Annotated in this window: 18 protein-coding genes; 8 read left to right on the top strand and 10 right to left on the bottom strand. The window is 52.3% G+C overall.

The window, feature by feature from the left end; all coding sequences use genetic code 11:
• The first annotated feature begins 137 nt into the window (after positions 1 to 137).
• The gene (gene thiI / locus Q7C21_RS13685) at positions 138 to 1,586 is read left to right on the top strand and encodes a tRNA uracil 4-sulfurtransferase ThiI (RefSeq protein WP_003852525.1); all 1,449 of its coding nucleotides are present in this window, start codon (positions 138 to 140) and stop codon (positions 1,584 to 1,586) included.
• Positions 1,587 to 1,652: 66 nt separating this feature from the next.
• Here thiI and yajL read toward each other — a convergent pair whose 3' ends face one another.
• Together yajL and panE are read right to left on the bottom strand one after the other, a co-directional pair.
• On the bottom strand, positions 1,653 to 2,249 hold the full coding sequence (gene yajL / locus Q7C21_RS13690) for a protein deglycase YajL (RefSeq protein WP_375150793.1): 597 nt from the start codon (positions 2,247 to 2,249) through the stop codon (positions 1,653 to 1,655).
• Complete coding sequence (gene panE / locus Q7C21_RS13695) at positions 2,203 to 3,123, bottom strand: 2-dehydropantoate 2-reductase (protein ID WP_039659075.1); 921 nt, start codon at positions 3,121 to 3,123, stop codon at positions 2,203 to 2,205. Before panE ends, yajL begins: the two co-directional genes overlap by 47 nt.
• A 135-nt stretch (positions 3,124 to 3,258) precedes the next feature.
• Here panE and Q7C21_RS13700 point away from each other — a divergent pair, with 135 nt between their 5' ends.
• On the top strand, positions 3,259 to 3,750 hold the full coding sequence (locus Q7C21_RS13700) for a YajQ family cyclic di-GMP-binding protein (protein WP_140033642.1): 492 nt from the start codon (positions 3,259 to 3,261) through the stop codon (positions 3,748 to 3,750).
• Positions 3,751 to 4,315: 565 nt separating this feature from the next.
• Here the strand turns inward: Q7C21_RS13700 and Q7C21_RS13705 are convergent.
• From Q7C21_RS13705 to Q7C21_RS13740, 8 genes are all read right to left on the bottom strand, one after another.
• On the bottom strand, positions 4,316 to 5,680 hold the full coding sequence (locus tag Q7C21_RS13705) for an MFS transporter (protein WP_008924887.1): 1,365 nt from the start codon (positions 5,678 to 5,680) through the stop codon (positions 4,316 to 4,318).
• Between the two features lie 132 nt (positions 5,681 to 5,812).
• A complete protein-coding gene (gene cyoE / locus Q7C21_RS13710) occupies positions 5,813 to 6,700 on the bottom strand; it encodes a heme o synthase (RefSeq protein WP_008924888.1) in 888 nt (295 codons plus the stop codon).
• A 13-nt stretch (positions 6,701 to 6,713) separates the two neighbouring features.
• Positions 6,714 to 7,043, bottom strand: a complete 330-nt coding sequence (locus tag Q7C21_RS13715; RefSeq protein ID WP_008924889.1) for a cytochrome o ubiquinol oxidase subunit IV — start codon at positions 7,041 to 7,043, stop codon at positions 6,714 to 6,716.
• Positions 7,043 to 7,657, bottom strand: coding sequence for a cytochrome o ubiquinol oxidase subunit III (locus tag Q7C21_RS13720; protein WP_008924890.1), 615 nt, complete (start codon positions 7,655 to 7,657; stop codon positions 7,043 to 7,045). The genes Q7C21_RS13715 and Q7C21_RS13720 overlap by 1 nt, the downstream gene beginning before the upstream one ends.
• Positions 7,657 to 9,639: a cytochrome o ubiquinol oxidase subunit I gene (cyoB, locus tag Q7C21_RS13725; RefSeq protein WP_008924891.1), complete on the bottom strand. Its 1,983-nt coding sequence runs from the start codon at positions 9,637 to 9,639 to the stop codon at positions 7,657 to 7,659. The genes Q7C21_RS13720 and cyoB overlap by 1 nt, the downstream gene beginning before the upstream one ends.
• A 4-nt stretch (positions 9,640 to 9,643) precedes the next feature.
• Positions 9,644 to 10,570 carry a cytochrome o ubiquinol oxidase subunit II gene (gene cyoA / locus Q7C21_RS13730; RefSeq protein WP_008924892.1) on the bottom strand — a complete coding sequence of 309 codons (927 nt, stop codon included), beginning with the start codon at positions 10,568 to 10,570 and terminating at the stop codon, positions 9,644 to 9,646.
• A 444-nt stretch (positions 10,571 to 11,014) separates the two neighbouring features.
• Positions 11,015 to 12,505: a muropeptide MFS transporter AmpG gene (gene ampG / locus Q7C21_RS13735; RefSeq protein WP_008924893.1), complete on the bottom strand. Its 1,491-nt coding sequence runs from the start codon at positions 12,503 to 12,505 to the stop codon at positions 11,015 to 11,017.
• Positions 12,506 to 12,562: 57 nt separating this feature from the next.
• Positions 12,563 to 13,141: a lipoprotein gene (locus Q7C21_RS13740; protein WP_008924894.1), complete on the bottom strand. Its 579-nt coding sequence runs from the start codon at positions 13,139 to 13,141 to the stop codon at positions 12,563 to 12,565.
• A 286-nt stretch (positions 13,142 to 13,427) separates the two neighbouring features.
• On the opposite strand from Q7C21_RS13740, the gene bolA reads away from it, so the two are divergent.
• The 6 genes from bolA (at position 13,428) to hupB (ending at position 20,733) form a co-directional block, all read left to right on the top strand.
• A complete protein-coding gene (gene bolA, locus Q7C21_RS13745) occupies positions 13,428 to 13,742 on the top strand; it encodes a transcriptional regulator BolA (RefSeq protein ID WP_008924895.1) in 315 nt (104 codons plus the stop codon).
• A gap of 293 nt (positions 13,743 to 14,035) precedes the next feature.
• Entirely contained in the window at positions 14,036 to 15,340 is a 1,305-nt protein-coding gene (tig, locus tag Q7C21_RS13750) for a trigger factor (protein ID WP_039659077.1), read from the top strand.
• Positions 15,341 to 15,675: 335 nt separating this feature from the next.
• On the top strand, positions 15,676 to 16,299 hold the full coding sequence (gene clpP / locus Q7C21_RS13755; RefSeq protein ID WP_003850496.1) for an ATP-dependent Clp endopeptidase proteolytic subunit ClpP: 624 nt from the start codon (positions 15,676 to 15,678) through the stop codon (positions 16,297 to 16,299).
• A gap of 134 nt (positions 16,300 to 16,433) precedes the next feature.
• Positions 16,434 to 17,705: an ATP-dependent protease ATP-binding subunit ClpX gene (clpX, locus tag Q7C21_RS13760; RefSeq protein WP_003850494.1), complete on the top strand. Its 1,272-nt coding sequence runs from the start codon at positions 16,434 to 16,436 to the stop codon at positions 17,703 to 17,705.
• Positions 17,706 to 17,891: 186 nt separating this feature from the next.
• Entirely contained in the window at positions 17,892 to 20,246 is a 2,355-nt protein-coding gene (gene lon, locus Q7C21_RS13765) for an endopeptidase La (protein ID WP_003850493.1), read from the top strand.
• A gap of 214 nt (positions 20,247 to 20,460) precedes the next feature.
• The gene (hupB, locus tag Q7C21_RS13770) at positions 20,461 to 20,733 is read left to right on the top strand and encodes a nucleoid-associated protein HU-beta (protein WP_033731763.1); all 273 of its coding nucleotides are present in this window, start codon (positions 20,461 to 20,463) and stop codon (positions 20,731 to 20,733) included.
• Positions 20,734 to 20,956 lie beyond the last annotated feature (223 nt).

The raw sequence follows: 20,956 nt of genomic DNA on the forward strand, positions 1-20,956 counted from the left end.
AAGAAGCAGTCACCTGACAAAGGTGATATACTCCCGCGCCTCGGATGCGGTTGCGCCTTGCAGCCCGCAATTTTGTGATTTTACCAGCTAAGTGCCGCCTGTTTTAGCACTTATTTGCCCAACGAAGCTGTGTCGCCATGAAGTTTATCATCAAGTTATTTCCTGAAATCACCATCAAGAGTCCGTCGGTGCGTTTGCGTTTTATCAAGATTCTTGCCAGCAATATTCGCAACGTCCTGAAAACCGTCAGCGACGATATCGCCGTTGTGCGCTACTGGGATCACATTGAAGTGCGGTCAAAAAATGCAGCGCTGGCGGATATTATTCCCGATGAGCTCGCCCGCATTCCCGGTATTCATCACGTTTTAGCGGTCGAAGATCGCGAGTACACGGATATTCATCACATCTTTGAACAGACGTTAGCGCAGTATCGCGACAGTCTGGAAGGAAAGAGTTTCTGTGTGCGTGTTAAGCGTCGTGGCAAGCATAGCTTCAGTTCGCAGGATGTGGAGCGTTATGTAGGCGGCGGTCTGAACCAGCATATCGAAAGCGCCCGCGTGCAGCTTAAAAATCCGGACGTGACGGTGAATCTGGAAGTTGAAGAGAATCGTCTGACGCTGGTGACTGCGCGCTACGAAGGCCTGGGTGGCTTCCCGATTGGCACGCAGGAAGATGTGCTGTCGCTGATTTCCGGCGGTTTCGACTCTGGCGTCTCCAGCTATATGCTGCTGCGTCGCGGCAGCCGTGTGCATTACTGCTTCTTTAACCTTGGTGGAGCCGCCCATGAGATTGGCGTCCGTCAGGTTGCGCACTATCTGTGGAATCGTTTTGGTCGCTCACACCGCGTACGCTTTGTAGCGATCAATTTTGAGCCGGTCGTCGGTGAGATCCTCGAGAAAGTGGATGACGGCCAGATGGGCGTAGTGCTGAAACGCATGATGGTGCGGGCTGCCTCGACGATTGCTGAGCGCTACGGCGTACAGGCACTGGTCACCGGTGAAGCGGTAGGCCAGGTGTCGAGCCAGACGCTGACCAACCTGCGTCTGATCGATAACGCGTCGGATACGCTGATTCTGCGTCCGCTGATCTCTCATGACAAAGAGCACATTATCCGAATTGCCCGTGAAATCGGCACCGAAGATTTCGCCAGCACCATGCCGGAATATTGCGGCGTGATCTCAAAAAGCCCGACCGTGAAGGCGGTGAAAGCGAAGATTGAGGCGGAAGAGCAGAATTTCGACTTCACGATTCTCGATCGGGTTATCGAAGAAGCGACCAACGTCGATATCCGCACCATCGCTGAGCAGACAGAAGAGGAGGTGGTGGAAGTTGAGACCGTCGCCTTGCTGAGTGAGAACGATGTGGTGCTGGATATCCGATCTATCGATGAGCAGGAAGAGAAGCCTCTGACGCTAAACGCGACGGAAGTGAAATCGCTGCCGTTCTATAAACTCAGTACGCAGTTTGGCGATCTCGATCAGAATCGCACCTGGCTACTCTATTGCGATCGCGGTGTGATGAGCCGTCTTCAGGCGCTCTATCTGCATGAGCAGGGCTTTAAGAACGTTAAAGTTTACCGCCCGTAGTCACGTTTCAGAGCCAGTCAGCACCTGTTCAGGACTGACTGGCTTTCTCGTTTTAAGCCTTAGTATTTAAGCCTGATAGTCATAAATGCCGGGAGCCAGCACCAGCTGTGCGGCAACCTCGCGCGCCATCTCTTTTCCCACCAGCAGATCAATCAGCTTCAGCGCAAAATCCATTGCCGTGCCGGGTCCCTGACTGGTCAGCAGATTAACGCGCGGATCCCAGACGACACGGCGCTCCATCCACTTATCTGCCGGAATGGTCTCTTTTAAGCCCGGGAATCCGGTCATGTTACCGACCGGGAAGAGATCGTGGGGGATCAATACGGTGCCTGCCGCTGCGCATATCGCGGCGACAATTTTCTCATTGAGATGAAACTGACGCACCGTTTCGACTAACAGCGGACTGTCACGGAAAGTCTCAGCCCCTTTAAGGCCACCAGGCAGGACGATGGCGGCGAAGTCATTGTCGGCGACTTCAACCAGTGTGACGTCAGCCAGCAGACGCACACCGCGAGAGCAGACGATCTCCCGGCTGCCATCGCTTTCGACGCTGGCGGTAACAACGTCTAGCCCGGCCCGAACCAGCAGGTCGATAGTGGTGACAGCTTCGGTTTCTTCACTGCCATGTGCCAGGCAAACCAGCACCGATGCGTTCGCGGTCATAATGGGACTCCTTGCGTTTTACAATGTCATACAGACGGGTGTTCTCCGTCAGCACCAGGCCGTGCGTCCGGGCGCGGCGCAGCAGAAAGCCGCTGATATAGTCGATTTCGGTGAGCCGTTGCGCGCGAACATCCTGCAGCATTGAAGAGGTGTTGGCCGCAGTGCTTTCAATCACGTCGAAGATGATGTCCTGAAGGCTTTCACTGGCTATGCTCTGGCCTTCGCGCTCCATGACCCAACTGATCTCTTCACACAGTTGCGCGATCTGTTCCGGATAAGCACGCAGTGCACCGTTCTGACACGCATATTCCACGCTGAGCGGGTTGATGACGCAATTGACGGCCAGTTTGCGCCAGCAGGCGGCCCGGATATTGTCATGCCAGGCAACGTCGGGCAGGGCAGGGTGCAGGATATCGGCGAGATCGCTATAAGCGGCGCTTTTACGGTTGCCGGGGCCGATATGGGTGATACCACTGGCAATGTGTTTGATGACGGTGCCATCGCGCATCGCCGCATGGGTAGTGACGCCGCGCAGCAGTGGCTGAGTCAGCCCTTTCAGCTCTTCAAGCGTCCCCATGCCGTTGTGCAGCAGCAGCACCGGGCAGTTCTTCTGCAGCACGCTCTCCAGGTTTTTCACCGCAGGCGAGACCTGCGGGGCTTTGAGCGTCACGAGCAGCAGCTGGCTTTCCGCCAGAAAGAGCGGATCATTGGCAATAAACGTGCGGTTCGATATGTTGCCTTGTGGGTCAACCACATTGGCTGAACAGTAGGGCTGTGGCACCCGCAACCATCCCTGTACCTCATGTCCCTGGCGGGCCAGTGCTGTCAGCCAGACCTGTCCCAGCGCACCGCAACCTAACACGGTAATTTTCATGCTGCCTCCCGCTGGCGGGCTATCCATCTATTATTCATTGTCACACTTTCATTATAGCGTTGTGTGCAGCCTGATTTTATTTAGCACCTTAAGACGCGTATTATGCATGTCACTTTAGCGTCAGGAGAAGAAGAGATGCCATCTTTCGATATCGTTTCAGAGGTCGATCTGCAGGAAATTCGCAATGCGGTGGAGAATGCCAACCGTGAAGTGTCTACCCGCTTCGATTTCCGCAACGTGAGCGCCGAGTTTGAGCTCAACGAAAAGAATGAAACCATCAAGATCATCAGCGAGTCTGATTTTCAGGTTAAGCAGCTGGTCGATATTTTGCGTGAGAAGTTACTGAAGCGCGGGATTGAAGGCGGCGCCTTAGAGGTGCCCGAAGAGATTGAGCATAGCGGCAAAAGCTGGGCGGTCGATGCCAAACTGAAGAAAGGCATTGAAAGCGACGTCGCGAAGAAGCTGGTGAAGCTGATTAAAGACAGCAAGCTGAAAGTGCAGACCCAGATTCAGGGTGAAGCATTGCGTGTGACCGGCAAAGCACGTGATGATTTGCAGGGCGCGATGGCGATCGTGCGCGGCAGTAATCTGGGCCAGCCGTTCCAGTTTAAAAACTTCCGCGATTAAGCGGGATTGGCTGAGTTTTCAGCATGAATGCAGTGATATAAACCCGGCTAATGCCGGGTTTTTTGTTTTCTGGCAGGAGCAGCGCTGCATCGTTCCAAATTTGTGAGCCGTCTGAATGAAGGCGTGGTTTGTGACGTCAGTGGCATCGTGTGCTGGCTTGCATCTCTTTGAAGAAGTGGGTGTGAGCTGTAGGGCGTCTGTGCGATCACGCACTTGCTCAGGGAGCCTGTGCCTTTCGCAAAGACGCAAAAGCGCCATCCATGGCGGCTCAGCGCGGGCCATCCATGGCCCGCGATGCTTTGCTACAGGCACAGGCTCCCATCGCTATGAATTTCTGAGTTGTCTGTAAGAATGGTTATGCGGGTTGGAGGTTGCTTAGAAACTTAAATGCGGGTGAACCATTCAGCAACTCAAAAGCTTAGGAGGCGAAGGGAATACGGCCAGAGGAGGAAAGCGTCCCGCGCCATGGATGGCGACTTTTGCGACTTTCCGATCTGACCTTGCCCCCTGCGCCAGCTCGATCCTGAAGCGAAACGAGCTGACGTTATCACCAAACTTTTTTAAGCTAGCAACTCCCCAGCAGCGCTTCCAGTTCAGGGCGGCTGGTGACCTTACTATCAATTTTGATATACGCGCTTTTCTCTTCCGGCACGATAAACACGGAGTTAACGCCAGGCTGCGCTTTCAGGCGCTGCTCCAGATTTGGCACAGCCAGAGCCGCATCACTCAGCACGATGCGCAGGCTACTGACATAAGGCGGCTCCTGCATCGTCATGCTGACAAACAGCCAGGCCGCAGCCACCATCGCGCCAACCAGGAACACGGTCTGAGCATCGAAATGACCAAATACCCAGCCACCCATACTGCCACCAACGGCCACACCCAGGAACTGGCTGGTGGAGTAGATCCCCATCGCCGTACCTTTATAACCTGCAGGGGACTCTTTACTGATCAGTGAAGGCAGGATGGCTTCCATCAGATTGAAGGCGAAGAAGAAGAGCTGAACACCCACGACCAGCGTCCAGAAATGACCTTCCGCGCCCCACAGTACAATCTCAGCAATGACAATCATCCCGACGCAGCCGACAAACACGCGCTTCATACGACGCTTCACTTCGGCATAAATAATAAACGGCACCACGCCGGCAAAGGCGATAAGCATAGTGGAAAGATAAACTTTCCAGTGCTCAGGGGCCGGGAATCCAGCCTGTTCAAACTGCCCTGGCAAGGCGACAAAGCTCGACATCAGCAGAACATGCAGGCAGAAAATACCGATATTGAGCTTTACCAGACGCGGGTTAGCCAATACTTTGCGGAAGCTGCCTTTCACCATACCCGATTCACGGTTCAGGACATGATGTGAAGCGGACGGCACCACAAGCAGGGTAATCACGATACCCAGCGACGCCAGAATCGCAATCATCCAGAACAGCGCATGCAGACCCAGCGCGTGCGTAACAATCGGGCCGACGACCATAGCAATCGCGAAGGTCACGCCAAAACTGATGCCGATAAACGCCATTGCTTTGGTGCGGTTCTGCTCACGGGTTAAATCGGATAACAGGGCCATTACGGCAGCCGCAATCGCGCCTGAACCCTGCAGCGCACGACCCAGAATAATGCCCCAGATGGAGTCGGTGCAGGCGGCGATAACGCTGCCCAGAACAAACAACAACAGTCCGCCGACAATTAACGGCTTACGGCCGATGCGGTCGGAGAGCAGACCAAAAGGAATCTGAAAGATTGCCTGGGCAAGGCCATAGATGCCAATTGCCAGACCGATTAAGGTTTCACTTGCGCCCTGTAATGCCATGCCATAAGTGGTCAGTACCGGCAGGACCATAAACATTCCCAGCATGCGCAGGGAAAAGACCGTACCGAGGCCCCATGTGGCGCGCAGCTCCACCGGAGTCATTTTATTATCGTTCATTCCAACCTCTGTTAATGTGCTGCTTTTATTCTAGGTGGCGGGGCAGGGCGGGTAAAACAATAGTTTTTAAGCAGTGGTAACAAAAAGAAAGGGCGCGATAATCGCGCCCTTTTCATGCTGTATCGGTGCCAGTTACCAGACGTAAGTCAGCAGGTCCTTTGAAGCCGGAGCCAGCGAATCTACCGACATCATCACGCTCAGCGCGGTGATGGTCACGATAGAAAAGACAAACAGCTTGCGTGCCCAGACACGGTCATCTGCGGTTTTGTAACCCGATAACGCCATGCCCAGCCACCAGACGCTGACCGCAGCAGCCACAACCAGATATTTGTAACCCGCGTAGCCACCCAGCGTCAGCATCAGCGTGGCAATCATAAACGCCAGAATATAGAGCGTAATATGATTCTTAGCCACGGAAATGCCTTTCACCACCGGCAGAACCGGGATGTTCGCTGCCTGATAATCTTTAAAGCGGAAGATAGCAATCGCGTACGAATGCGGCATCTGCCACAGGCTAAAGATCGCCAGCAGGATTAACGCACCAGCATCAAACTGGTTAGAGACTGCACAGTAGCCGATAACCGGCGGCGCAGCACCTGACAGACTGCCAATCAGCGTTCCGTAAACGGAATTACGCTTCATGTAGAGACTGTAGATACCCACGTACACCACGAAGCCCATCACCGCCAGCCACATGGCCAGCGGATTAGCACCGAAGTAGAGCAACGCAAAGCCGGCAATACCCAGCACAGTGGCATAAACCAGGCTTACTTTCGCGGAGATGAGGCCTTTTACCAGCACCCGATTCCTGGTTCTCTCCATCTTGATGTCAATGTCGCGGTCAATCACGTTGTTGAAAACACAACCCGATGCAACCACCAGTGACACGCCCACCAGGGTGATGAGAAACAGGGCGTAATCTGTGTTGCCTTTGGAAGCCAACAGAAATCCGCCGATCACAGAAATTAAATTCCCGAAAATAATTCCTGGTTTTGTAACTTGCAGGTATTGCTTAAACATTACGCGTGACTCTTTAGTGAGGCATCATGTTGTAGTTGAGGTTCCACATGATCCACAGTGAGCCCACTACGACAATCAGGATGATGATGGCCGAGAAAACAATGGCTACCATGTTCCAGCCACCCTCAGATTTGCTGTCTAAGTGCAGGAAGTAGACCAGGTGAACCAGCACCTGGATTACCGCACAAACCAGAACAACACCGAGGATAGTACCGTGAGATGCACTGCCATCCATTACCATCCAGAACGGGATGGCCGTCAGGATGATAGAGAGGATGAAGCCGATCATGTAGGACTTCACGCTACCGTGTGAAGCGCCATGTTCGTTAACAGAATGACTCATTACATGGCTCCCATCAGGTAAACAACGGTGAAGACGCAAATCCAGACCACGTCCAGGAAGTGCCAGAACAGGCTCAGACACATGATACGGGTGCGGTTAGTCGCGTTCAGGCCACGTTTAGAAACCTGGAACATCAGAACCAGCATCCAGATCAGACCGGAGGTCACGTGCAGACCGTGAGTACCGACCAGCGTAAAGAAGCCAGACAGGAAGCCACTGCGATCCGGACCAAAGCCTTCAGCAATCAGGTGATGGAATTCATAGATTTCCATCCCGATGAAGCCCAGACCGAACAGGAAGGTCAGCGCCAGCCAGCCGATAACGGCACCTTTTTGCTCCTTGTTCATGGAGATAACAGCCATGCCGTAAGTGATCGAACTCAACAGCAGCAGGGCGGTTTCTACCAGAACAAACGGCAGCTCAAAGATATCTTTACCTGCCGGGCCACCGGCAGTGTTGTTGACCATGACAGCATAGGTCGCAAACAGGGTTGCGAAGATAATGCAGTCACTCATCAGGTAGATCCAGAAGCCAAAGACTTTATTGGCTCCTGCATCGTGATGCCCATGCTCCGCATGGGCGTCGTGGTGATGTTTAAGAGTTTCAGTTGACATTATTTCAGACCTGCTTTGCTGATTTCGTCAAAGTGCTGGTTTTCAATCTTCTGAACTTCAGCAACCGGAACGTAGTAATCCACGTCTTCGTCGAAGCTCTTCACGATCCAGGTAACGATCATGCCGAGGAAGGAAAGACCAGCCATCCACCAGATATGCCAGATCAGCGCGAAGCCCATTACAGTAGCGAATGCGCAGATGACGATTGCAGCACCACTGTTTTTCGGCATATGAATCTCTTCATAAGATGCCGGCTGTTTGTACGCTTCGCCTTTCTCTTTCATTTCCCAGAAAGCATCACGCTCATGCACATGTGGGATGACAGCAAAGTTATAGAACGGTGGTGGTGAAGAGGTTGCCCACTCCAGCGTACGACCGCCCCACGGGTCACCTGTCACATCACGGTTCTGATCACGGTCACGTACTGAAACGTAGAACATGGTCAGCTGACACAGGATACCCATTGCAATCAGACCAGCACCGACCGCCGCAACCACCAGAAGAGGGTGGAACTGTGGATCGATATCCTGGCTCAGACGACGGGTCATGCCCATGAAGCCCAGTGCGTACAGCGGCATAAAGGCAACGAAGAAGCCAATGATCCAGAACCAGAATGCGCGCTTACCCCAGGTTTCGTTCAGGGTGAAGCCGAATGCTTTCGGGAACCAGTAGGTCACGCCTGCCATACAACCGAAGACCACACCACCGATGATAACGTTGTGGAAGTGAGCAATCAGGAACAGGCTGTTGTGCAGAATAAAGTCAGCGCCCGGAACGGCCAGCAGTACGCCGGTCATACCCCCTACAGAGAAGGTTACCAGGAAGCCAACGGTCCACAACATGGCAGAGTGCATCTGAATGCGGCCCTGATACATGGTGAACAGCCAGTTAAAGATTTTAACCCCGGTCGGAATCGCGATGATCATCGTCATGATACCGAAGAAGGCGTTAACGTTGGCACCTGCACCCATGGTGAAGAAGTGGTGCAACCAGACGATAAACGACAGCACGGTAATGGCGATGGTCGCCCACACCAGAGAGGTATAACCAAACAGACGTTTTTTGGAGAAGGTCGCGGTAATCTCTGCGAACACACCAAACACCGGCAGTACCAGGATATACACTTCCGGATGGCCCCAGACCCAGATCAGGTTGACGTACATCATCATGTTCCCGCCCATTTCATTGGTGAAGAAATGGAAGCCGAGATAACGATCAAGGGTCAACAGCGCCAGGGTCACGGTCAGAACCGGGAACGCAGCGATGATCAGGACGTTGGTGCACAGCGCGGTCCAGGTAAAGACCGGCATTTTGAACAGGCTCATGCCCGGTGCGCGCATCTTCAGGATAGTCACGAAGAAGTTAATACCGGTTAAGGTCGTACCAATACCTGAAAGCTGAAGGCTCCAGATCCAGTAATCGACCCCGACGCCGGGACTGTACTCCGCGCCGGAAAGCGGCGGATAAGCCAGCCAGCCGGTCTGTGCGAACTCGCCCACGCCCAGCGACAGGTTAACCAGGATCACACCGACCGCAGTAAACCAGAAGCTCAGGTTGTTCAGGAACGGGAACGCGACGTCACGTGCACCAATCTGCAACGGAACGGCGATGTTCATCAGGCCAACCACGAAAGGCATCGCCACGAAGAAGATCATAATCACGCCGTGCGCGGTAAAGATCTGGTCGTAGTGGTGCGGTGGCAGAATGCCCGCTTCACCGGCCGAAGCCATAACCTGCTGGGTACGCATCATAATGGCATCAGCGAAACCACGAATCAGCATGACGAATGCCATGATGATGTACATGATACCCAGGCGTTTGTGGTCGATTGACGTCAGCCATTCAGACCACAGATATTTCCACTTACCAAAATAGGTAATCGCAGCGACCAGCGCCGCACCACCTATCAGGATAGCGGCAACCGTAACCATGATAATCGGCTCATGGTACGGCACTGCATCAAGTGTTAATTTTCCGAACATCGTATTATTCCTCGGCTCCCGCGGAAGCGGCGTGACTCATGTCCATACCTTCATGCTGTGGCATGTCCATTTTCCCGTGGCTCATCTTGAACTTGTCGATGACTTGCATGAACAATTTAGGATCAGCTGAAGAGAAATATTCCACCGGGTGATTTTCGCTTGGCACAGCCACTTTCTCGAAATCATCCATAGTAGTCAGCGTGTTAGGGGCTGCTTTAACTTTAGCCACCCACTGCTGGAATTCCGCATCGTCTTTGGTTGCAATGGCTTTAAACTTCATGCCAGAGAAACCACGACCACTGAAGTTCGCAGAGATACCGTCGAAAATTCCCGGCTCATTCGCAATCAGATGCAGTTTGGTCTGCATACCAGCCATCGCATAAATCTGGCTGCCGAGCGTTGGGATGAAGAAAGAATTCATGACGGAGTTAGACGTAATTTTGAAGTTCACCGGAGTGTTTGCCGGGAAGGCAATCTGGTTCACGGTCGCAATACCCTGCTCCGGGTAAATGAACAACCATTTCCAGTCCAGTGCAACCACATCGATCTCAACCGGTTTCACATCAGATTGCAGCGGTTTGCTGGGCTCCAGTGCGTGGGTCGATTTCCAGGTCAGCACACTGAGGAAGATAATGATCAGGATCGGAATGGTCCAGACCACGGCTTCCACTTTGTTAGAGTGTGACCAGTTAGGGCTGTACTTCGCATTCGTGTTGGATGCCCGATATTTCCAGGCAAACACCACGGCCATCAGGACTGCGGGAATCACGACGATCAACATCAGGCCAAAGGCAGTCAGTATCAGCGAACGTTGCTCCAGTGCAATCTGTCCTTTGGGATTTAACAATGCACTATCGCAGCCACTCATTAATAAAGTGCCTGCAATTAATGACAAAATCCCCAAACTTTTATTGTATTTACTGAGTCTCATTTAACGACCTCAATGACAAAGGGCTCTATTGTCGTTTAAGTGTGCGCGCATTTTACGGGAAGGTTTATGCAGTGTAAACCAGCTTAAGGATGTGTCAGATACGTGTTGACACCTTTTGCTAAGGGTGTCACAGATGTTGCGCCAGGTGACAAATAATTAACGCAGACAAGCAGTTGGCATCAATATAACAAAAACCAATGGAAGTAACCGTAAAAAAATCAGGGAAAGGAATAACCCTTACTTTTAACTCCCAAATATTTAACAAGTCTGCATCATTTGCGCGATGAAATTTAACTAAAGTAATTGCTCACCGGTTTTTAGTATTTCCGCTACGCCTCCTCAGGTCATATTCTTATTTTTTAAAAATAACACGCGATGATAAATGATGGCGACTTATCGGCATGGCATAAAATAAGTCGCCGCTCGTTAACCTATCGATTTTACTTAAGCATCTGATGCAGGTAACACCGGCGTTTTCTTCAGCGCCCGGTAGTCCAGCAACACCCCGGCAAGCACCGCCAGTAAGGAGAGGGTCATGCCCAGCTCGAACAGGCGGGTCAGCAGCGGTGCCAGCGCAGTCAGTCCCAGTGCATTCAGTGCCAGCGCTACCAGCCAGAGAGCCAGTACGCCGCATCCGGCTGCAAACAGACGATTAGTCCAGCGATAACCATGAGGATAGTAGCTTCGTGTGAGGAAATTGCCACTTTGCTCGACCTGATTCAGTGTGTGTCGACAAAAAGTCAGCAGTAGCAGCCCAGGCAGTCCCGCAAATACCGTAAAAGCATAAAATGTTGGCCAGCCCCAGAGTTCAACCAGCCAGCCCGCAGCCGGGCCAACATAGACCCGACCAACGGCTGAGAGCGCCGACAGCAGGGCAAACTGTGTTGCAGAGAAGGATTTGTTGCAAAGGGTCATTAACAGGGCCACGAAGGCCGCCGTGCCCATGCCGCCGCACAGGTTTTCAACAAAAACCGCGCTGGCCATACTCCACAATTGTTTGTCGGTCACCGCCAGCAGCCAGTAACCAAAGTTTGAGACTGCCTGCAGCACGCCGAAAATCATCAGTGCCCGGAACAGACTCAGACGCTGCATCAGAACACCGCCATAGAGCGCCCCGATAATCGTCGCCAGCAGGCCCAGCGTCTTGTTGACCAGGCCGACGTCACCGGCATTGAAGCCGACGCCACGAATCAAAAAGGTGGTGGTCAGCGAGGCGGCGAATGCATCGCCCAGCTTGTAAAGAATAATCAGGGTAATCAGCAACCAGGCGTTGTTACGCTGGAAAAAATCCTTAAGGGGATCAACAACCGCCTGACGCAGCGAATGTGGGGTAGAGATGCGTGTGTCGGGCTCGCTGGCCGCAAGCGTCGCGATAATACCCGGCACCATCATCAGCGCCATCAGCCAGTAGGTTGCCTGCCAGCCCAGATAGCGGTCAGCCAGCCACAACGCCAGTCCGCCTGAAATCAGCATCGCCAGACGATAACCCAGCACGGTAATCGCGGCACCGCTGCCACGTTCTTCAGGTGGCAGGATATCCGTTTTCCAGGCATCAAAGACAATATCCTGAGAGGCGGAGCAGAAAGCGATCAGCACCGCCAGCGCGGCCATCAGGGTCAGATCGCGTCCTGGTTGCAGAAATCCCATCGCGAAAATCCCCCCCACCAGCGCCAGCTGACTGAGCAGCAACCAGCCGCGGCGGCGGCCCAGAAACGGCGGCGTATAGCGGTCCATCATGGGTGACCAGAGAAATTTAAAGACGTAGGCCTGGCCGACCAGCGAAAAGAAGCCAATGGTTTTTAAATCGACATTTTCCACCGTCATCCACGCCTGCAACGTGCCCGATGTCAGTGCCAGCGGCAATCCCGAAGCGAACCCAAGGAGCAACAATACGGCGGCGTTTTTCTGGCTGAAGAGGCGAAGGTAGTGGTTCATGCGGATCCTGCAGATAACAAAATGCCCTGCTCAAGGCAGGGCAGAAGAGAGAGGGTGTTAACGGGCGTTTTGCTTGATGAAGTCGTTGACGCTGGTGTCCTGCGCCATATCCGCGATCACATCGCTCATGGTGGAGTTAACCGCGTTGGTGATCTTCTGGTTACTGGCGTTGAACGCGCCTTCTACGCTGTAAGTCTGGCGGTAGTTTTTAACCTGTTTGTTGCCGTTTTTTGCGGTCGCAATGATCGAGATGTCCGCTTTGGTGGTGATGCTATAGCGCACATTGCCCTGCGTCACGTCAGCATAGAGGTTGTTAACCACAATCTGAAGGTCTACCGCGCCATTAGGACCAACCATATAACCGCGAGCGGTCATCTGCTTCTCCAGCACTTCCTGCAGCAGGAAACGCAGATCGCGCGAAGGTGTTAAGGTCACTAGCTGACCATCACGGTTTACTTTTGCCAGCGCCTGATCTTTACGCTGGTCGGCACCGTTGATGCTGACGGTTACGCCCATCAGGCCCGGGTCCTGCTGTGGCAACTGAATTTTAGGCTGGATTGTCAGGGTATTATTGCTGGTTGCACAGCCGGCTAAAATGAACGCAGCCAACAGTGGGAATAACAGTTTTTTCAACATACTTTTTCTCGTTGGTGTCAGGGGGTTGGTTTGCAAAAACTGGAGGCATCATAGCATTGCCCGGCAGTGAAAAAAGCCCTGTTGCCGGTGAAATTGTGTCTGACACCGTTTTAAGCCCCTTCTCTGACAGGTTAGTTTGCTGTTCGTTTCAGCTACGTTATTATGCGCGTCGGAGGCGGGCTGACATAAAATGCAATATTTAGCCTCTGCTGACGGGTAAGCGCACTAAAAGCGACTAAGATTGAATGAGATGGGGCACAGCGCTCGCCATTGAGGAGTAATAGCCATGATCCGCGAACAAATAGAAGAAAAGCTGCGTGTGGCATTTCAGCCAGCTCATCTGGAAGTGCATGACGAAAGCTACCGGCACAACGTTCCTGCCGGCTCAGAAAGTCACTTCAAAGTGGTCATTGTCAGCGACTGTTTTGCAGGCCAGCGCTTTCTGGCGCGTCATCGCTTAATTTATGGCGAGCTGGCGGCTGAATTAGCGGGCAGCGTTCATGCTTTAGCCCTGCATACTTACACACTGAAAGAGTGGGAAGGATTGCAGGATACCGTACTGGCTTCGCCTAACTGCCGCGGTGCCGGTACACTCGCCTGACCTCCCTTCTCCAAAACGGCCTGCGGGCCGTTTTTTCTTTTATTTAGTGAAAAACGCGATCCCTGGCTCAAAAAAGCAGCAAACCTGCTGAAAAGTGGTGAGTTAGCGTCCTCGACTCATTCCAGCGATGCCGCTATAATGCTGCGTCTATTTTTCCGGAATGTCTTCGGGACGCTTCTGGTAACAGGGATCAGGTTCTCTTCACGGAAGCCGTCCCGGTTGTTGGATACGGCGCATTTCACTATGTGTGGTGTCTGAAGTTGACCGAGCACGTGATTTTTTGAGGTAACAAGATGCAAGTTTCTGTAGAAACCACTCAGGGCCTGGGCCGTCGCATTACGATTACTGTTGCAGCTGACAGCATCGAAAGTGCAGTAAAAAAAGAACTGGTTGACGTTGCCAGGAAAGTCCGTATCGATGGTTTCCGTAAAGGCAAAGTGCCGATGAACATCGTTGCGCAGCGTTATGGCGCTTCTGTCCGTCAGGACGTGCTGGGCGAGCTGATGACGCGCAACTTCGTTGACGCCATCATCAAAGAAAAAATTAACCCGGCTGGCGCACCAAACTACGTGCCAGGTGAGTACAAAGAAGGTCAGGATTTCACTTACGCGGTTGAATTCGAAGTTTATCCGGAAGTTGAGCTGAAAGGCCTGGAAAACATTGAAGTCGAAAAACCAGTCGTTGAAGTCACTGACGCTGACGTTGATACCATGCTGGACACGCTGCGTAAGCAGCAGGCCAACTGGATCGAAAGCGACGCTGCTGCAGGCCCGGAAGATCGTGCCACTATCGATTTCAACGGTTCTGTTGACGGTGAAGAGTTCGAAGGCGGCAAAGCCACTGATTTCGTTCTGGCCATGGGCCAGGGCCGCATGATCCCAGGCTTTGAAGAAGGCGTTGTGGGTCACAAAGCGGGCGAGACTTTCACTATCGATGTGAAATTCCCGGACGACTACCACGCAGAAACCCTGAAAGGGAAAGATGCGAAGTTCGAGATCGTGCTGAAGAAAGTTGAAACGCGCGAACTGCCAGAGCTGACTGAAGAGTTCATCAAACGTTTCGGCGTTGAAGATGGTTCAGTTGCCGGTCTGCGTACCGAAGTGCGTAAGAACATGGATCGCGAGCTGAAAGGCGCTATCCGTAACCGCATCAAAACGCAGGCGATCGACGGTCTGGTTGAAGCTAACGAAATCGACGTGCCAGCTGCGCTGGTTGACAGCGAAATCGACGTTCTGCGTCGTCAGGCTGCACAGCGTTTCGGTGGCAACGAACAGCAGGCGCTGGAACTGCCACGCGAACTGTTCGAAGAGCAGGCTAAACGCCGTGTTGTTGTCGGTCTGCTGCTGGGCGAAGTGATTCGTACCCATGAGCTGAAAGCTGACGAAGCACGCGTAAGCACCATGATCGAAGAGATGGCTTCTGCGTATGAAGATCCGCAGGAAGTGATCGAGTTCTACAGCAAGAATAATGAGCTGATGAACAATATGCGCAACGTCGCGCTGGAAGAGCAAGCGGTTGAAGCAGTCCTGGCGAAAGCTAAAGTGACTGAGAAAGAGACCAACTTCCAGGATCTGATGAATCAGACCGCTCAGGCCTGATCTCACATTTAACCGTCTGTGCTAAGCCCGTGACTGAAAAGTCACGGGCTTTTTTGTGTTTTGCGTACAGAACGGCACTCTTCGCTGCTATTTGTTTAATTAATCGGCAAATTATTCACGCATCGCTTTTTCCGGGTTAGCGAACAGGGAAAAGATTGTTATGCTTGAAACATGCGTGCAGCATCCCCAGATAGTGGGAGTATGCAGAAATGAGAGTGAGGCTGGCTGATTAACCGTCCTGAAGGTGTCGGAAAAGGTGCGACGTGGAGTTTCCCGCGCGTCTTACGTAGAATCGGTACAGAATGTTGCCAATGAAATTTATCCAGGAGACGGTAATGTCATACAGTGGCGATCGTGAATATACTGCACCGCACAATGCGCTGGTGCCAATGGTGGTTGAACAAACTTCGCGTGGTGAGCGTTCATACGACATCTACTCCCGTCTGCTGAAAGAGCGTGTCATTTTTCTGACCGGCCAGGTTGAAGACCACATGGCAAATCTGATCGTGGCGCAGATGCTGTTTCTGGAAGCTGAAAATCCGGAAAAAGATATCTATCTGTACATCAACTCACCTGGCGGTGTGATCACGGCCGGTATGTCGATCTACGACACCATGAAATTTATTAAACCGGATGTCAGCACCATCTGTATGGGACAGGCCTGTTCAATGGGTGCGTTCCTGCTGACGGCGGGTACCAAAGGTAAACGTTTCTGTCTGCCAAACTCACGTGTAATGATCCACCAGCCGCTGGGCGGCTATCAGGGCCAGGCGTCAGATATTGAGATCCATGCGCGCGAGATCCTGAAAGTTAAGCAGCGTATGAATGAGCTGATGGCTGAGCATACCGGTAAAACGCTGGAAGAAATTGAGCGCGATACCGAGCGTGATCGTTTCCTCTCTGCAAGTGAAGCGGTAGAGTATGGATTAGTCGATTCAATTCTGACGCATCGCCAATAAGACCCGACTTACCGTTGTCCCTGGTCTATAGTTAACAGGACAACGGTACTATTATGGGTTGAATGAATTTCGGCCGTCTATGCACGGCCTGAGCCGTACGCGTGTATGGCCTGAGAACTAGAAGAGGTTAACTGATGACAGATAAGCGCAAAGACGGTTCAGGAAAGTTGCTGTACTGCTCTTTTTGCGGCAAAAGCCAGCATGAAGTGCGAAAGCTGATTGCCGGGCCGTCAGTGTATATCTGCGATGAATGTGTTGACCTGTGCAACGACATCATTCGCGAAGAGATTAAAGAAGTTGCGCCACATCGTGAACGCAGTGCGTTGCCAACCCCACATGAAATTCGCCATCACCTTGATGATTATGTCATCGGCCAGGAAAGAGCGAAGAAAGTGCTGGCGGTTGCCGTTTACAACCACTACAAGCGTTTGCGCAACGGCGATACCAGCAATGGCATCGAACTGGGCAAAAGTAACATTCTGCTGATTGGTCCCACCGGTAGTGGTAAAACGCTGCTGGCAGAAACCCTTGCACGCCTGCTGGATGTGCCGTTCACCATGGCTGACGCCACCACGCTGACTGAAGCCGGTTATGTGGGTGAAGACGTTGAAAACATCATCCAGAAACTGCTGCAGAAGTGTGATTACGACGTTCAGAAAGCACAGCGCGGCATCGTTTATATCGATGAAATCGACAAAATCTCACGCAAGTCAGATAACCCGTCGATTACCCGTGACGTGTCAGGTGAAGGCGTACAGCAGGCTCTGCTTAAGCTGATTGAAGGCACCGTCGCTGCCGTTCCACCGCAGGGTGGACGTAAGCATCCGCAGCAGGAGTTTTTGCAGGTTGATACCTCGAAAATTCTGTTTATCTGCGGCGGCGCATTTGCCGGCCTGGACAAAGTGATTTCCCAGCGTGTTGAAACCGGATCCGGTATCGGTTTCGGCGCCACCGTGAAAGGGAAGTCGCAGAAAGCCAGCGAAGGCGAATTGCTTTCACAGTGTGAACCTGAGGATTTGATCAAATTTGGTCTGATTCCTGAGTTCATCGGTCGTCTGCCAGTGGTTGCCACTCTGAGCGAACTGAGCGAAGAAGCACTGATTCAGATTCTGCGTGAACCTAAAAACGCCCTGACGAAACAGTACCAGGCGCTGTTTAACCTGGAAGGCGTTGAGCTGGAGTTCCGTGACGAGGCGTTAACTGCCATTGCGAAGAAAGCGATGTCACGTAAAACCGGTGCACGTGGTCTGCGTTCCATCGTAGAAGGCGCATTGCTGGAAACGATGTATGATCTGCCTTCCATGGACGACGTGGAAAAAGTAGTGATTGATGAATCAGTTATTGAAGGTCAGTCTGAGCCCATGTTGATCTATGGTAAGCATGAAGCGCAGGCGTCTGGCGAATAATTAAACAGATCGTCCATGTTGTCATAATAAAAAAGGGGAAAATGTTTCCCCTTTTGCTTTTCTCGCCTCTGTGACGTTGAATGTCGGATAAGCATCCCCATATACTCAGATACCTGTGGGTTTAACTGCATACCTGCCTGATGCGGTTCCCATCACCTGGCGGACATTAAACAAAGAGAGAGCTCTATGAATCCTGAGCGTTCTGAACGCATTGAAATCCCCGTGTTGCCGCTGCGCGACGTGGTGGTTTATCCGCACATGGTAATTCCGTTGTTTGTTGGCCGGGAAAAATCAATTCGGTGCCTTGAAGCCGCAATGGATCATGATAAAAAAATCATGCTGGTCGCACAGAAAGAGGCTTCAACGGATGAACCTGGCATTAACGATCTCTTTTCAGTAGGGACCGTTGCCTCAGTATTGCAAATGCTGAAACTGCCGGACGGCACCGTCAAAGTTCTGGTCGAAGGTTTACAGCGCGCCCACATTACGACGCTGGCCGATAACGGTGACCATTTTGTGGCACAAGCTGAATATCTGGTTTCGCCAGAGATCGAAGAGCGCGAGCAGGAAGTGCTGGTGCGCACGGCGATCAATCAGTTTGAAGGCTACATCAAACTCAATAAAAAGATCCCACCAGAGGTTTTAACCTCGCTGAACAATATTGACGATGCGGCCCGCCTTGCCGACACCGTCGCAGCACATATGCCACTGAAACTGGCAGACAAACAGTCTGTGCTGGAGATGTCCGACGTCAACGAGCGTCTGGAATATCTGATGGCGATGATGGAGTCTGAAATCGATTTGCTGCAGGTTGAGAAGCGTATTCGCAACCGTGTTAAGAAGCAGATGGAGAAAAGCCAGCGCGAGTACTATCTGAATGAGCAGATGAAGGCGATTCAGAAAGAGCTGGGCGAGATGGATGACGCGCCTGACGAGTACGAAGCGTTAAAACGCAAAATCGACGCGGCAAAAATGCCGGAAGAAGCGCGTGAGAAAGCAGAAGCTGAGCTGCAGAAGCTGAAAATGATGTCCCCGATGTCCGCTGAAGCCACCGTGGTTCGCGGCTACATCGACTGGATGGTTCAGGTTCCGTGGAACGCGCGCAGCAAAGTGAAGAAAGATCTGCGTAAAGCGCAGGAGACGCTGGATACCGACCATTACGGCCTGGAGCGCGTGAAGGATCGTATTCTTGAGTATCTTGCGGTTCAAAGTCGCGTCAGCAAAATCAAAGGGCCGATTCTCTGCCTCGTCGGACCGCCAGGGGTAGGTAAAACTTCTCTGGGTCAGTCGATCGCGAAAGCGACCGGACGTAAATATGTGCGTATGGCGCTGGGTGGCGTGCGTGATGAAGCAGAAATCCGTGGTCACCGCCGTACTTACATCGGCTCTATGCCGGGTAAATTAATCCAGAAAATGGCGAAAGTGGGGGTTAAAAACCCGCTGTTCCTGCTGGATGAGATCGACAAAATGTCTTCTGACATGCGTGGCGATCCTGCGTCTGCCCTGCTGGAAGTGCTTGATCCTGAGCAGAACATTGCGTTCAACGACCACTATCTGGAAGTCGACTATGACCTCTCTGATGTGATGTTTGTGGCAACGTCGAACTCAATGAATATTCCGGCACCGCTGCTGGATCGTATGGAAGTGATTCGTCTGTCGGGTTACACCGAAGATGAAAAGCTGAATATCGCTAAGCAGCATCTGCTGACTAAGCAGATTGAACGTAACGCCCTGAAAGCCAGCGAAATTACGGTTGAAGACAGCGCGATTGTCGGCATTATCCGTTACTACACCCGTGAAGCCGGTGTGCGTAGCCTTGAGCGTGAGCTGTCGAAGTTGTGTCGTAAAGCGGTGAAATCACTGCTGATGGACAAGACTAAGAAGCACATCACCATCAATGGCGAAAACCTCAAGGACTTCCTGGGCGTACAGCGCTTTGACTATGGCCGTGCTGACAGTGAAAACCGTGTCGGTCAGGTTACTGGCCTGGCCTGGACGGAAGTGGGTGGCGATCTGCTGACCATTGAAACCGCCTGCGTGCCGGGTAAAGGCAAACTGACTTACACCGGTTCTCTGGGTGAAGTGATGCAGGAGTCGATTCAGGCTGCACTGACCGTAGTGCGTGCCCGTGCCGAGAAGCTTGGCATCAATGGTGACTTCTACGAAAAACGTGATATTCACGTTCACGTGCCAGAAGGCGCCACACCGAAAGATGGTCCAAGTGCCGGTATCGCCATGTGTACTGCGCTGGTTTCCTGTCTGACCGGTAACCCGGTTCGTGCAGATGTCGCCATGACCGGTGAAATTACCCTTCGTGGTCAGGTACTGCCGATTGGTGGGCTGAAAGAAAAACTGCTGGCAGCACACCGTGGCGGTATTAAAACTGTGCTGATCCCGGACGACAACAAGCGTGATCTGGAAGAAATTCCACAGAACGTGATTGCCGATCTGGAGATTCATCCGGTGAAACGCATTGAAGAGGTGCTGAATCTGGCACTGGAAAATGCGCCATACGGCATGCAGGTCGCGACAGCAAAATAGTGATTAACGGCATAAACCGTTAAAAAGCGGAGCTGGCAAGGCAATTGGCGCTTGCCAGCTTTTTTTTGTGCCGCTAATTTAGGTGGCTGCCGACGCGACGTTCTCAGAGAAATTACGTTGTTTCGGCGTCACTGGCTTGATATAACTTGCTGCGCGCTCGGACCTGGCTGGATGCAGGGTGCGATGTGAAATAATAAAAGAGGGGATGAATAGAGTGAATAAGTCACAATTGATCGACAAAATTGCTGCCGATGCTGATATTTCTAAAGCTGCTGCAGGACGTGTTTTAGATGCATTTATGGGCTCAGTTTCAGATGCGCTGAAAGAGGGTGATGAAGTGGCTCTGGTGGGTTTCGGCACATTCTCTGTGCGTGACCGCGCTGCACGTACCGGTCGTAATCCGCAAACCGGTAAAGAGATCACCATTCCGGCCGGTAAAGTTCCCGGTTTCCGTGCTGGTAAAGCATTGAAAGACGCTGTCAATTAATAACAACGAATAGATTCATTGACGCATTTTCTTCAGTGGATTAGAGGACGATTAACCCGTTCTCATGTAACATACGGGCACATCAATCTGATGTGCCTTTTTTTTGTTTTAACCGGTGAGAATCGGGCCGTAAGATGGACCTGGACCGGATTGAGACTGCCAGCTAAGCCTGCAGTTGCGTGAGTCGCCAGCGAGTGGCGAATTGCGACCGAGCTTTACATTC

The sequence above is a fragment of the Pantoea sp. ANP04 genome (assembly GCF_041982285.1).
GTDB classification, from domain to species: Bacteria; Pseudomonadota; Gammaproteobacteria; order Enterobacterales; family Enterobacteriaceae; genus Pantoea; species Pantoea eucalypti.

Bases quoted from the DNA above. Each gene is read 5' to 3' on its own strand.
- yajL (WP_375150793.1), bottom strand. From the start codon at position 2,249: ATGACCGCGAACGCATCGGTGCTGGTTTGCCTGGCACATGGCAGTGAA.
- ampG (WP_008924893.1), bottom strand. From the start codon at position 12,505: ATGAACCACTACCTTCGCCTCTTCAGCCAGAAAAACGCCGCCGTATTG.
- thiI (WP_003852525.1), top strand. From the start codon at position 138: ATGAAGTTTATCATCAAGTTATTTCCTGAAATCACCATCAAGAGTCCG.
- clpX (WP_003850494.1), top strand. From the start codon at position 16,434: ATGACAGATAAGCGCAAAGACGGTTCAGGAAAGTTGCTGTACTGCTCT.
- Q7C21_RS13700 (WP_140033642.1), top strand. From the start codon at position 3,259: ATGCCATCTTTCGATATCGTTTCAGAGGTCGATCTGCAGGAAATTCGC.
- clpP (WP_003850496.1), top strand. From the start codon at position 15,676: ATGTCATACAGTGGCGATCGTGAATATACTGCACCGCACAATGCGCTG.
- Q7C21_RS13720 (WP_008924890.1), bottom strand. From the start codon at position 7,657: ATGTCAACTGAAACTCTTAAACATCACCACGACGCCCATGCGGAGCAT.
- cyoE (WP_008924888.1), bottom strand. From the start codon at position 6,700: ATGTTTAAGCAATACCTGCAAGTTACAAAACCAGGAATTATTTTCGGG.
- panE (WP_039659075.1), bottom strand. From the start codon at position 3,123: ATGAAAATTACCGTGTTAGGTTGCGGTGCGCTGGGACAGGTCTGGCTG.
- cyoA (WP_008924892.1), bottom strand. From the start codon at position 10,570: ATGAGACTCAGTAAATACAATAAAAGTTTGGGGATTTTGTCATTAATT.
- cyoB (WP_008924891.1), bottom strand. From the start codon at position 9,639: ATGTTCGGAAAATTAACACTTGATGCAGTGCCGTACCATGAGCCGATT.
- bolA (WP_008924895.1), top strand. From the start codon at position 13,428: ATGATCCGCGAACAAATAGAAGAAAAGCTGCGTGTGGCATTTCAGCCA.
- Q7C21_RS13715 (WP_008924889.1), bottom strand. From the start codon at position 7,043: ATGAGTCATTCTGTTAACGAACATGGCGCTTCACACGGTAGCGTGAAG.
- Q7C21_RS13705 (WP_008924887.1), bottom strand. From the start codon at position 5,680: ATGAACGATAATAAAATGACTCCGGTGGAGCTGCGCGCCACATGGGGC.
- lon (WP_003850493.1), top strand. From the start codon at position 17,892: ATGAATCCTGAGCGTTCTGAACGCATTGAAATCCCCGTGTTGCCGCTG.
- tig (WP_039659077.1), top strand. From the start codon at position 14,036: ATGCAAGTTTCTGTAGAAACCACTCAGGGCCTGGGCCGTCGCATTACG.
- Q7C21_RS13740 (WP_008924894.1), bottom strand. From the start codon at position 13,141: ATGTTGAAAAAACTGTTATTCCCACTGTTGGCTGCGTTCATTTTAGCC.